The sequence below is a fragment of the Citrobacter sp. BDA59-3 genome (genome assembly GCF_015167655.1).
GTDB lineage: Bacteria > Pseudomonadota > Gammaproteobacteria > Enterobacterales > Enterobacteriaceae > Phytobacter > Phytobacter diazotrophicus.
Map to the genome: position 1 here is coordinate 4,110,454 of NZ_CP063427.1, position 12,288 is coordinate 4,122,741.

The window sequence follows — 12,288 nt, forward strand, 5'->3', positions numbered from 1 at the left end:
AAGAATCCATGTCACTTTGAGTGCCCACACAGATTGTCTGATAAATTGTTAAAGAGCAGCGCAACGCGGCTTTCGCTCACCGTTGCGAGGTGGCGTATATTACGCTTTCCTCTTTCAGAGTCAAGCGCTTATTTTCGCTTTTCTCTGCCGGGACTCTCAGGAGAACCCCGCTGACCCGGCGGCTTATTTGCCGTTGTTCCGTGTCAGTGGAGGCGCATTATAGGGAGTTCTTAGGAAGTGACAAGCATAAAATTAAAAAAAATTATCGCTTGCTCATTTTCCAGGCAAAACAGATATTGAGAAGGCAATTCTTGCCTGGTTTTTAAACAAAAACGAGCCCCTGGAGGCTCGTTTTTGCTGTTTTGTGACTTACTGCACTGCCACAATCCGACCATCTTTCACAACTAACTGAATTGTTTTGCCCGGTAAAAGTTCGCCAGACAAAATTTGCTGCGCCAGCGGGTTTTCAATCTGCTGCTGAATCGCACGTTTTAAAGGCCGTGCACCATACACCGGATCAAAACCATTCTCGCTCAGCAGTTTCAACGCTTCATCGGAAAGGTTGACTTCATACCCACGCTCTTCCAGGCGTTTGTACAAACGCTGCAACTGGATTTGAGCAATAGAAGCAATGTGTTTTTCACCAAGCGGATGGAACACAACCACTTCATCTATACGGTTGATGAATTCCGGACGGAAGCTATGGCTGACCACACCTAACACCAGTTCTTTCATATGGCCGTAATCCAGTTCGCCAAACCGCTCCTGAATTAAATCCGACCCAAGGTTAGAGGTCATGATGACCACCGTGTTACGGAAGTCTACCGTTCTCCCCTGCCCGTCGGTCAGGCGGCCATCATCCAATACCTGCAATAGGATGTTAAATACATCCGGATGCGCTTTCTCGATCTCATCAAGCAAGATGACGGAATAAGGACGGCGGCGGACCGCCTCGGTCAGATACCCCCCCTCTTCATATCCGACATATCCCGGAGGAGCACCGACGAGACGCGATACTGAGTGTTTCTCCATAAACTCAGACATATCGATACGCACCATGGCGTCATCACTATCAAACATAAAGTTAGCCAGCGATTTGCACAGTTCGGTTTTCCCTACCCCGGTCGGCCCAAGGAATAAGAAGGAACCAATCGGCCGATTCGGATCGGACAGCCCGGCGCGGCTACGGCGGATGGCATTCGATACAGCTTCAACAGCTTCATCCTGGCCAATCACACGCTGATGCAACTCTTGCTCCATACGCAGCAGTTTGTCGCGTTCGCCTTCCATCATTCTGGAAACCGGAATACCGGTCCAGCGCGCCAACACTTCGGCAATTTCTGCATCCGTCACTTTATTACGTAACAGGCGCATCGTTTTACCTTCAGACTGAGTGGCCGCTTCCAGTTGTTTTTCCAGTTCCGGGATCTTGCCGTACTGCAGCTCAGACATCCGCGCCAGGTCACCAACACGACGCGCTTGCTCAATAGCAATTTTTGCCTGCTCAAGTTCGGCTTTAATCGTTTGAGTCCCGGAGAGTGACGCTTTCTCCGCTTTCCACTCTTCTTCCAGCTCTGAATATTGACGCTCTTTGTCGTTCAGCTCGTCGTTAAGCATATCGAGGCGTTTTTTACTCGCCTCGTCCGACTCTTTCATTAACGCCTGCTGTTCCAGCTTCAGCTGAATGATACGACGGTCGAGCCTGTCCAGCTCTTCCGGTTTAGAATCAATCTGCATACGAATGCTGGAAGCGGCTTCATCGATAAGGTCGATGGCTTTATCCGGCAGCTGCCGATCGGCAATATAGCGGTGCGACAAAGTTGCAGCCGCTACGATAGCCGGGTCAGTGATCTGCACGTGATGGTGCAGTTCGTAGCGTTCTTTCAGGCCACGCAGGATCGCGATCGTGTCTTCAACAGACGGCTCAGCAACAAACACTTTCTGGAAGCGACGTTCCAGTGCCGCGTCTTTTTCGATGTACTGGCGATACTCATCAAGCGTCGTGGCCCCCACGCAGTGAAGCTCACCACGTGCCAGCGCCGGTTTCAGCATGTTCCCGGCATCCATGGCACCGTCTGCTTTCCCTGCTCCCACCATGGTGTGCAACTCATCAATAAAGAGAATAACGTTACCTTCCTGTTTGGAGAGGTCGTTAAGCACACCTTTTAAGCGCTCTTCAAATTCACCACGGTATTTCGCCCCGGCCACCAGCGACCCCATGTCAAGTGCCAGTACCCGACGGCCTTTTAAACCTTCCGGGACTTCGCCGTTAACAATACGCTGTGCCAGTCCTTCAACAATGGCGGTTTTACCGACGCCAGGTTCACCAATAAGAACAGGGTTGTTTTTGGTACGACGCTGCAGTACCTGGATGGTACGGCGAATTTCTTCATCACGCCCGATAACCGGATCGAGCTTGCCTTGTTCAGCGCGCTCAGTCAGATCGACCGTGTATTTTTTCAAGGCCTGACGTTGGTCTTCGGCCCCTTGATCGTTCACGTTGTCACCTCCACGCATTTGATCAATTGCCTGAGTCACATTTGCCGTCGTCGCACCGGCTGATTTCAGCAGGTCGGCAAGCGAGCCGCGTGATTCAAGCGCCGCCAGAATAAAAAGCTCTGACGAAATAAAGTTGTCCCCTCGTTTCTGCGCCAGCTTGTCGCAGAGATTCAGTACTCGCATGAGGTCTTGCGAAGGCTGCACATCGCCGCCGGTGCCCTCCACCTGCGGCAAACGGCTTAACGCCTGCTCAATAGCCGTACGCAATTGCCCGGCGTTAACGCCAGCAGAGGTTAATAAAGGACGTACCGATCCCCCTTCCTGATTCAGCAAGGCGCTCATTAAATGAAGAGGTTCGATGAATTGGTTGTCGTGCCCCAGTGCAAGCGACTGGGCATCGGCAAGAGCAAGCTGGAATTTATTGGTAAGACGATCCAGACGCATAACTCCCCCCATAACAGGTCAAAATTGCTACTGGAGATTAAATGAGGTCATCCCTCAATTATTCAAGGTGAATGACCTGAATTATGCGAAAAGAAAGTTACACGTGCCGGATCGTCTTGATTCGATAGGTTATATCAGCCAAATGAAACTTGCCATACGGCCTGTGTTTTTGTCCCGACGATATGAGAAAAAATCATCCTTTTGGCTGAAAGTGCAACGATCGCCGCCGAAGACTTGCGTCACGCCGACGCTTGCCAGGCGCTGACGCGCAAGGGTGTAGATATCCGCGTAATATTTTTCCCCTGCCGGGCGAAACGCACTGTCTGCAATAGACTGTATTGCCATAAAAGCATCGCGCACTTCCGGGCCGACTTCGAAAGCATCGGGCCCAATAGCCGGTCCCAGCCAGGCAAGAATATTTTCGGGTTTATCAGCGAAGCAGTTCACGGTCTCTTCCAGTACACCCGCACAAAGCCCACGCCATCCCGCGTGAGCCGCTGCCACTTCTGTACCCGCGCGATTGCAAAAAAGTACGGGCAGACAGTCCGCAGTCATTACGGCACAAACTGTCCCTGGCGAATTGCTGTACGAGGCATCGGCACGCTTGCTGGCATATGGTTCACCGGTAAGTTTAAGGACATCCTTACCGTGCACCTGTTCAAGCCATACCGGTTTTGACGGAAGATTTCCCGCCATAAACGCCCGCTTACGGTTCTCTTCAACATGTGTCAGGTCGTCACCGCAGTGCGCCCCCAGGTTGAGCGAATCGTAAGGTGGCAGGCTCACGCCGCCGATACGTGTAGAGCTACATGCCGCTACGCCTGAGGGGAGCGGCCAGTCAGGGACAATCAGTTTGGTCATAACCAGGCCACATCATCCTTATGGGTTTCGAAGTCGGCACGCATGGCGTCAATCAGGTCAATCATGTCCTGCGGGATTGGCGCATGCCATTCCATCTCAATGCCAGTGATTGGATGGTACAGGCGCAGCATCGTTGCATGCAGCGCTTGTCTGTCGAACTTACGCAGCGCGGCAATAAATTCATCCGACGCACCTTTTGGCGGACGTGGGCGACCACCGTAGAGCTGGTCACCGACCAACGGATGCGTGATGTGCGCCATATGAACGCGGATCTGGTGGGTACGCCCCGTTTCCAGACGCAAACGCAGGCGCGTGTGAATACGGAAATGTTCCATGATGCGATAGTGCGTCACCGCAGGTTTACCCATCGGGTGTACAGACATATGCGTACGTTTGGTCGGGTGGCGACTAATAGGCTCTTCAACCGTACCGCCTGATGTCATATGACCAATCGCCACTGCTTCATATTCACGAGTTATCTCACGCAACTGCAAAGACTCCACCAGGCGTGTCTGTGCCGGGACTGTTTTTGCCACCACCATCAGACCGGTCGTATCTTTGTCCAGACGGTGAACAATCCCGGCGCGCGGAACATCCGCGATAGGGGGATAATAATGCAATAACGCATTGAGCACCGTCCCGTCGGGGTTGCCAGCACCCGGGTGAACCACTAAATCACGCGGTTTGTTAATAACAATAATGTCATCATCTTCATAGACGATATTAAGCGGGATATCCTGCGGTTCGAAACGCGCCTCTTCTTCTATCTCAGCGTTGATAGCAACACTTTCTCCACCCAACACTTTTTCTTTGGGTTTGTCACACATTTTACCGTTGACCAGTACTTTCTGGTCGAGAATCCATTCTTTTATACGCGAACGCGAATAATCCGGGAACAATTCGGCCAAAGCCTGATCTAAGCGTTGACCGAGTTGATTTTCGGTAACCGTTGCGGTGAGTTGTACTCGTTGTGCCATATACAGCTTCTTCGTTAACGTTGGGTTTTACGGCTTTGCCGTTTAATATAGTGTGCTATTGTAGCTGGTCTTAGTCGGGAGCAGGAAAGACAATCTCCCGCATACACATTCTGAGGAAAGTCTAATCGTCATGACGCGCATGAAATATCTGGTGGCAGCCGCCACGTTGAGCCTGGCTTTGGCGGGTTGCTCCGGTTCAAAGGAAGTGGTGCCTGATAATCCGCCAAATGAAATCTACGCGACTGCCCAGCAAAAACTGCAAGACGGTAACTGGAAGGCAGCCATAACGCAACTGGAAGCGTTGGATAACCGTTATCCGTTTGGACCTTACTCGCAGCAGGTGCAGCTGGATCTGATCTACGCTTATTACAAAAATGCCGATCTTCCGCTGGCTCAGGCCGCAATCGACCGTTTCATACGTCTGAACCCAACCCATCCTAACATTGATTATGTCATGTATATGCGTGGGCTGACTAATATGGCGTTAGATGACAGCGCTCTGCAGGGTTTCTTTGGCGTTGATCGCAGCGATCGCGATCCGCAACATGCGCGTGAAGCATTTAAAGATTTCTCTAAATTGGTTCGTGGCTACCCGCGTAGTCAGTACGTTACCGATGCAACCAAACGTCTGGTTTTCCTGAAAGACCGCCTCGCAAAGTATGAGTACTCTGTGGCGGAGTACTACACCAAACGCGGCGCATGGGTCGCAGTGGTGAATCGTGTTGAAGGTATGATGCGTGACTTCCCGGATACCAAAGCAACGCGCGATGCGCTGCCGTTGATGGAAAATGCCTACCGTGAAATGCAGATGACCGCTCAGGCCGATAAAGTGGCAAAAATTATTGCCAGCAATGGTTCCAGTAGTTGAGTCATTCCAAAACGCAAAACGGCAGCCATGAGCTGCCGTTTTTTATGCCTGCAAGGCAGAGCTGAAGCGGTTTAGCTTCAAGTCATCCTATCAACTATGACGGGTATTCCGGCCTTCGACAAGTAATATTTGCCCTCTTCCTGTCCTGCCTCACAAAACATCTCCCTTGACAAAAAGTGACAAAATAATGTGATTTAAATCACACATTTTGACATTGGTCGAGGTATGCTGGGATCACCAAGACGGAAAGACAAGAGGTAAAATTTATGACAGTGAACATTACCAGCAAACAAATGGAAATCACCCCAGCAATTCGCCAACATGTCGCAGACCGTCTCGCCAAACTGGAAAAATGGCAAACACATCTAATTAATCCACATATCATCCTGTCGAAAGAACCGCAGGGCTTCATTGCAGATGCCACTATTAATACGCCAAACGGACATCTGGTCGCCAGCGCAAAACACGAAGATATGTATACTGCTATTAACGATTTGATCAACAAGCTGGAACGGCAGCTCAATAAAGTGCAGCACAAGGGTGAAGCGCGTCGCGCCACTACCTCGGTGAAAGATGCGGACTTCGTTGAAGAAGAATAACCTCACAGCATTGAGTTAATCAGCAACGCGCCTTCGGGCGCGTTTTTTATTGACAGAGAGAAAACAGTACAGGTACTTTAGTCTGACACTCAAAAGGAAATTTTCATGAAACATGTTCCGTTCTTCTTCGCATTCTTTTTTACCTTCCCCTGACCGGGAGGCGATTCGTTTTGTGATAAAGAATGCGAAGACGAACAACAAGGCCTCCCACTCCGGGAGGCCTTTTTTATTGATAACAATTAAGGCAACAACATGACAGCGGATAACCCTTTACTGGATTTACGTGTAAAAATAAGCGCCCTGGATGAGCAGTTACTTTCGCTGTTGGCCGAGCGGCGTCAACTGGCGGTTGAGGTAGGTAAAGCAAAACTGGCTTCTCACCGCCCTGTCCGGGATATTGATCGTGAACGTGACCTGCTGGAACGTCTAATTCAATTAGGTAAAACGCATCACCTCGACGCCCATTACATCACTCGCCTGTTCCAGCTTATTATCGAAGATTCCGTTCTTACCCAGCAGGCGCTGCTCCAGCAGCATCTCAACAAAATTAACCCACATTCTGCCCGTATCGCTTTCCTCGGCCCGAAAGGTTCGTACTCTCATCTGGCTGCGCGTCAGTATGCCGCTCGTCATTTCGAGCAATTTATTGAGAGCGGCTGTCTGAAATTTCACGATATCTTTAATCAGGTTGAAACAGGTCAGGCTGATTACGCGGTCGTGCCACTGGAAAACACCAGTTCCGGGGCCATCAATGACGTTTACGATTTGCTACAACACACCAGCCTGTCGATTGTGGGTGAGCTAACCGTGCCTATTGACCACTGCGTCCTGGTATCCGGTTCCACCGACCTGGATAAAATCCAGACCGTTTACAGCCATCCGCAGCCTTTCCAACAATGTAGTCAGTTTTTGAATCGCTACCCGCACTGGAAAATTGAATATTGCGAAAGTACCTCCTCCGCCATGGAACGTGTGGCACAGGAAAACTCTCCGCATGTGGCCGCACTGGGTAACGAAGCCGGCGGGGCGTTGTATGGATTACAGGTACTGGAACGCAATCTGGCAAACCAAACGCAGAATATCACTCGCTTTGTGGTACTTGCCCGCAAAGCGATTGATGTCTCCGATCAGGTCCCGGCCAAAACCACATTGCTGATTGCAACCGGTCAACAGGCCGGTGCGCTGGTTGAAGCATTACTGGTACTGCGTAATCACAACCTGATCATGACTAAACTGGAATCGCGCCCGATCCACGGCAACCCGTGGGAAGAGATGTTCTACCTGGATATTCAGGCGAACTTACACGCGTTGGATGTGCAAAAAGCTCTGCGTGAGCTGACATCCATTACCCGCTCGCTTAAGGTGCTCGGCTGTTACCCCAGTGAAAACGTCGTACCTGTCGATCCGGCTTAACGTTCTATAAACGGTGACTTCTTCATTCCTGCCACCTCAACCGGCAGGGTGAAGATCGCCCCCGAAAGAGGATAATCCGCTATCTCCTGCTCATCCATATTCTCCCGCGTGGTCGTAATAAACAGCGTTTTCATATCGGTTCCGCCAAAGCAGACCATTGTCGGGCAACGTACCGGCAGGCGATACTCTGCCAGTTGCTCTCCCTGCGGTGAAAACCGTGCAATACGCCAGCCATCGAACATTGCGCTCCAGTAGCAGCCTTCAACATCCATTGCCGCACCGTCCGGGATCCCTTCACCGACTTGAAATCGCCGGAAGACTTCGCGCACACCAGGCTCCCCCTGATCATCCAGCGGCGTTCGATAGATAACCCCGTTTGGCGTATCAGACGTAAACATCCACTGCTTGTCGTGGCTGAACGCCAGACCGTTATGGCCTTGAATGTCGCATTGGATAACTCTGGGTTTAAGGTCATTATCAATACGCATCAGAAGCGCGCCGTTGTAATCGCCCGGCCCCCAGAATGTTCCTGCATAGAAACGGCCAAGGTGATCGGTGCCACCGTCGTTAAAACGCGCCAGTTGCGGGTTTGACGGGTTATCACACACTTTCTGTACCAGCAACCCTCGCTTATCGGCGAGCCAGATAGCATTGCGCATCGCGACAATAAAACCGCCCTTCTCTCTCAATGCGAAGCAGCCAACCTCCTCGGGAAAACAAAGCACCGAGTGCTCACCGGTAGCGGGATGATAACGATGGAGCTCGCCTTCAAGGATATCGGCCCACCAGAGCGCCTGCTCCTCTTCACTCCATGTCGGGCATTCCGGGAGATGCCCGGTATAATCAAACAGCAGTTGCGGTTCAGCCATATCTGTCCCTTAAAAAGAAAAAAGCCAGCGGTATACCACTGGCTTTTCAGTATAAACGGCTTTTTATTTATTGGCGGCTGTCATTCGCCTGGCGCAGCAAGACGCGGCTTTCATTCTGGAAACGTTTAGCATAATCGCCAAACCAGTGTTCCACCTTACGGAAGCTGTCAATAAACGCCTGCTTGTCGCCGTGCTCCAGCAGGCTAATCGCCTCACCGAAACGCTGGTAGTAGCGCTTGATAAGCGCCAGGTTATTTTCCGACGACATAATAATGTCGGCATAGAGTTGTGGATCCTGCGCGAACAAGCGGCCAACCATCGCCAGTTCAAGGCGATAAATAGGCGACGAGAGTGCCAGTAACTGCTCAAGCTGTACATTTTCTTCGGCCAGATGCAGCCCGTATGCAAAAGTGGCAAAGTGGCGTAACGCCTGGATAAACGCCATATTCTGGTCATGTTCTACGGCGCTGATCCGATGTAAGCGCGCACCCCATACCTGAATTTGCTCCAGGAACCACTGGTAAGCATCCGGGTTTCGACCATCGCACCACACGACAACCTGTTTCGCCAGGCTACCGCTGTCAGGGCCAAACATCGGATGCAGACCGACGACAGGTCCTTTATGTGCTTCCAGCATCGCCTGCAAGGGACCGCTTTTTACTGACGCCAGGTCGACAAGGATACAGTCGTCCGGTAACGGCGGTAACTGGGCGATCACCTTTTCAGTGATATGAATAGGAACACTCACAATGACCATGCCCGCATCAGCGACAATTGCCTGCGCCTGTGCCCAGTCATCTTTTTCCAGAATACGCACCTGGTAGCCAGAAAGCGTCAGCATTTTGGCAAACAACTGCCCCATTTGCCCGTTGCCGCCGACAAGTACGACCGGTCGTAGCGAAGGACAGAGAGTTTTGAACCCCTTGTCGTTTTCACTGGAATAGGATTCACGCATAACGCGACGCAGAACATCCTCAATCAACTCCGGTGACACCCCCAGGGCTTCAGCTTCCTGACGACGGGACGCCAGCATCGAGGCCTCGCGTTCCGGAACATAGATCGGCAGGCCGTATTGGCTTTTTACTTCACCGACTTCGGCAACCAGCGACATACGGCGAGCCAGTAGTTCCAGCAACGCTTTATCGACTTCATCTATTTGATCGCGTAACGCGGTCAGCTCTGCAACCATAACACCCTCTTAAGCCAGACGTGCCGCAAGGCTACTACGCAAGTCATTGCCGATTTCACGCAGCAACACCTCAGTGGTTTCCCAGCTAATGCAAGCATCGGTGACGGATACACCGTATTTCATTTCACTACGCGGCTGCTCGGATGATTGATTGCCTTCGTGGATATTACTTTCAATCATCAAGCCAATAATTGAACGGTTTCCGTCTTTGATCTGCGCAACAACCGATTCAGCCACTGCTGGCTGGCGGCGGTAATCTTTATTCGAATTGCCATGGCTGCAATCTACCATCAGTGCTGGCTTGAGTCCCGCCTGCTCCATCTCTTTTTCACACTGAGCGACATCCGCAGGGCTGTAGTTTGGCGCTTTACCACCGCGCAAGATCACGTGACCATCAGGGTTGCCTTGCGTTTGCAACAGACAGACCTGGCCGGCCTGGTTAATACCGACGAAACGGTGCGGCATTGCTGCAGCGCGCATCGCGTTAATCGCTGTTGCCAGGCTACCGTCGGTACCGTTTTTGAAGCCCACTGGCATTGATAAACCGGAAGCCATTTCACGGTGGGTTTGTGATTCCGTGGTGCGTGCACCAATGGCGGACCAGCTAAACAGATCGCCCAGGTACTGCGGGCTATTCGGGTCGAGCGCTTCGGTTGCCAGCGGCAGCCCCATGTTGACCAGTTCCACCAATAACTGGCGAGCAATTTTCAGCCCGGCCTCAACATCAAACGAGCCATCCATATGGGGATCGTTAATCAACCCTTTCCAGCCGACGGTGGTACGGGGTTTTTCAAAATAGACGCGCATCACCAGATAGAGGCTATCGCTGACCTCGGCGGCAAGTGCTTTAAATCGACGAGCATATTCAAGTGCGGTTTCTGGATCATGAATTGAGCAGGGGCCGCAAACGACCAACAAACGCGGATCTTCTCCGGCGATGATGTTGGAAATCGTCTGGCGGGACTGCGCGATCTGCGCTTCCTGAGCAATACTCAGCGGGAAAGCGGCTTTCAGTTGATCCGGAGTAATCAGAACTTGTTCGTCGGTTATGTGTACGTTATTCAGCGCGTCTTTTTGCATGATTGGTGATCCTGTATGACTCGTTTGCGATAGTTATGCCTCAGTGAGGAGGTGACACGATATCACAATCAGTAAAGAATTCAATCCAAAATACGTACATTTATCTTTACATGTCAATTTATAGCCTCATTACATGGCATCAATCTGTAAATAATTTAATACAGATGCATTCTCCAGGAGTCTGTAAGACTGCATATGAATGCTTGCGCAAAAGTATCAGGCAGGACAAACCATTACCGAAGCCATAAGCATCCATCGTATGGACGTTACATTGTTGTTCGACGGCGAAGCCATTGTGTGGACTGGGGGAGCAAGAACATGATGCTAAGGCTGGGGCTTTGGATAAACATTTCCACTGCGTGTCATGCGGGTAAATGCAATTCCATAGCCCTTTTTAAAGCATAAAAAAAGGGCCAGCCCACAGGCCAGCCCTTTCTAACAGGATGTCGCGAAAGCGAATCTTAGTTAAGACGCTTTTAGTCGAAGCCATTTACATCCACACATTTATAATTAAAAACAGTTAATTACATGTAATACCCATGCAACCAAATGCGATTGCAAACGTATTGCATGGACAGATTATGGACATCCTACCACTTACCCCCGGAATCGGTGAGAGGGTGCATGGTACGCATGTTGTGTTCCAAATATATCCTTTCCATTTTTCAAAAAAAACTCTGACTGTGACAGTGCCCTACACGTAACATATTTCCAGTGTTCAAAAGTATAAAGCGAATTAGACTCTTTTTGTTTGTTGAAATTGTCAAAAAGTATTTGTAACTCACTGGAGACAACTTGTTGTAAAGGTAGGCTATAGCATATCGCTGTACGGACAATGTCCTGAATTTTTCTCATTGCTAATCCTTCATATATTTGTATTATCCCATGTTTTTCAAGGTGAAGTTTTAGCCTTTTATATTCACATGTATTTTCATGAAATCTAATAGTATTTATCATAAACACAACACGATGATTATATTTATCAAACTTAGCTAGTAACCAATCACCCTTATAAATATCATCGAACTGTGGATGAATAAGTTGCTGTTCTGGTGTTGATGGAAACCAATCCCCTTTTTTACCATTGCAGATATGGCATGCTGGATAAAGATTATAGTGTGAGATTGAAAGAGATGGGTATAAGTCTTTTGGCAAGTAATGATCCAGTGTTTCAGCCTCTCCGTGAAAACAAATCTGGCATTTATCCTCATATGTTCTGCTTAACAAAAGCTCATAGTAATATCGTCCTGCACGCTTTTTCCCAACAAGTTTATCTTGATAAAGAGAAATTAATGCCTTTTTATTAAACCCATTACTTTCTGACACATCTTTATACAAATAATAAATCCCGTAGGAAGCATAAATGTAAAAAATACGATGACAAGCTCTTAAGTAAGAATTAATAAAAACATCATTACTTGTCAACTTTTTTTGACTTTTCCCAGAGACACATAATTTATAGACATCATCAAAGGTATGTTCCATTTAT

Annotated in this window: 11 protein-coding genes and 1 other annotated feature; of the genes, 4 read left to right on the plus strand and 7 right to left on the minus strand. The window is 49.7% G+C overall.

What is annotated here, in order from left to right; translation table 11 throughout:
* Positions 1-369: 369 nt before the first annotated feature.
* From clpB to rluD, 3 genes are all read right to left on the minus strand, one after another.
* Positions 370-2,943 carry an ATP-dependent chaperone ClpB gene (gene clpB / locus IP582_RS19235; protein WP_193794140.1) on the minus strand — a complete coding sequence of 858 codons (2,574 nt, stop codon included), beginning with the start codon at positions 2,941-2,943 and terminating at the stop codon, positions 370-372.
* A 129-nt stretch (positions 2,944-3,072) separates the two neighbouring features.
* Positions 3,073-3,804, minus strand: a complete 732-nt coding sequence (yfiH, locus tag IP582_RS19240) for a purine nucleoside phosphorylase YfiH (protein ID WP_193794141.1) — start codon at positions 3,802-3,804, stop codon at positions 3,073-3,075.
* On the minus strand, positions 3,801-4,781 hold the full coding sequence (gene rluD, locus IP582_RS19245) for a 23S rRNA pseudouridine(1911/1915/1917) synthase RluD (protein ID WP_039077551.1): 981 nt from the start codon (positions 4,779-4,781) through the stop codon (positions 3,801-3,803). The genes yfiH and rluD overlap by 4 nt, the downstream gene beginning before the upstream one ends.
* A gap of 130 nt (positions 4,782-4,911) precedes the next feature.
* Here rluD and bamD point away from each other — a divergent pair, with 130 nt between their 5' ends.
* The 4 genes from bamD (at position 4,912) to pheA (ending at position 7,661) form a co-directional block, all read left to right on the plus strand.
* On the plus strand, positions 4,912-5,649 hold the full coding sequence (gene bamD, locus IP582_RS19250; RefSeq protein ID WP_039077552.1) for an outer membrane protein assembly factor BamD: 738 nt from the start codon (positions 4,912-4,914) through the stop codon (positions 5,647-5,649).
* Positions 5,650-5,915: 266 nt separating this feature from the next.
* Positions 5,916-6,248 (plus strand): ribosome-associated translation inhibitor RaiA, encoded by a 333-nt coding sequence (gene raiA / locus IP582_RS19255; RefSeq protein ID WP_039077553.1) that lies wholly within the window; start codon positions 5,916-5,918, stop codon positions 6,246-6,248.
* A gap of 104 nt (positions 6,249-6,352) precedes the next feature.
* Positions 6,353-6,478 (plus strand) — a sequence feature (Phe leader region).
* Positions 6,354-6,401: a pheA operon leader peptide PheL gene (gene pheL / locus IP582_RS19260; protein ID WP_103245904.1), complete on the plus strand. Its 48-nt coding sequence runs from the start codon at positions 6,354-6,356 to the stop codon at positions 6,399-6,401. Its footprint overlaps the feature before it by 48 nt.
* A 22-nt stretch (positions 6,479-6,500) precedes the next feature.
* On the plus strand, positions 6,501-7,661 hold the full coding sequence (gene pheA / locus IP582_RS19265; protein ID WP_039077554.1) for a bifunctional chorismate mutase/prephenate dehydratase: 1,161 nt from the start codon (positions 6,501-6,503) through the stop codon (positions 7,659-7,661).
* On the opposite strand, the gene IP582_RS19270 is transcribed toward pheA, so the two are convergent.
* The 4 genes from IP582_RS19270 to IP582_RS19285 all read right to left on the minus strand — a co-directional run bounded on the left by IP582_RS19270 (position 7,658) and on the right by IP582_RS19285 (position 12,284).
* Positions 7,658-8,530 (minus strand): SMP-30/gluconolactonase/LRE family protein, encoded by an 873-nt coding sequence (locus IP582_RS19270; RefSeq protein ID WP_193794142.1) that lies wholly within the window; start codon positions 8,528-8,530, stop codon positions 7,658-7,660. The genes pheA and IP582_RS19270 overlap by 4 nt on opposite strands.
* A 67-nt stretch (positions 8,531-8,597) precedes the next feature.
* Entirely contained in the window at positions 8,598-9,719 is a 1,122-nt protein-coding gene (gene tyrA, locus IP582_RS19275; protein WP_193794143.1) for a bifunctional chorismate mutase/prephenate dehydrogenase, read from the minus strand.
* A gap of 9 nt (positions 9,720-9,728) precedes the next feature.
* Complete coding sequence (gene aroF, locus IP582_RS19280; protein WP_039077557.1) at positions 9,729-10,799, minus strand: 3-deoxy-7-phosphoheptulonate synthase AroF; 1,071 nt, start codon at positions 10,797-10,799, stop codon at positions 9,729-9,731.
* 597 nt (positions 10,800-11,396) lie between these two features.
* The gene (locus tag IP582_RS19285; RefSeq protein WP_193794144.1) at positions 11,397-12,284 is read right to left on the minus strand and encodes an HNH endonuclease; all 888 of its coding nucleotides are present in this window, start codon (positions 12,282-12,284) and stop codon (positions 11,397-11,399) included.
* Between the last annotated feature and the right edge of the window lie 4 nt (positions 12,285-12,288).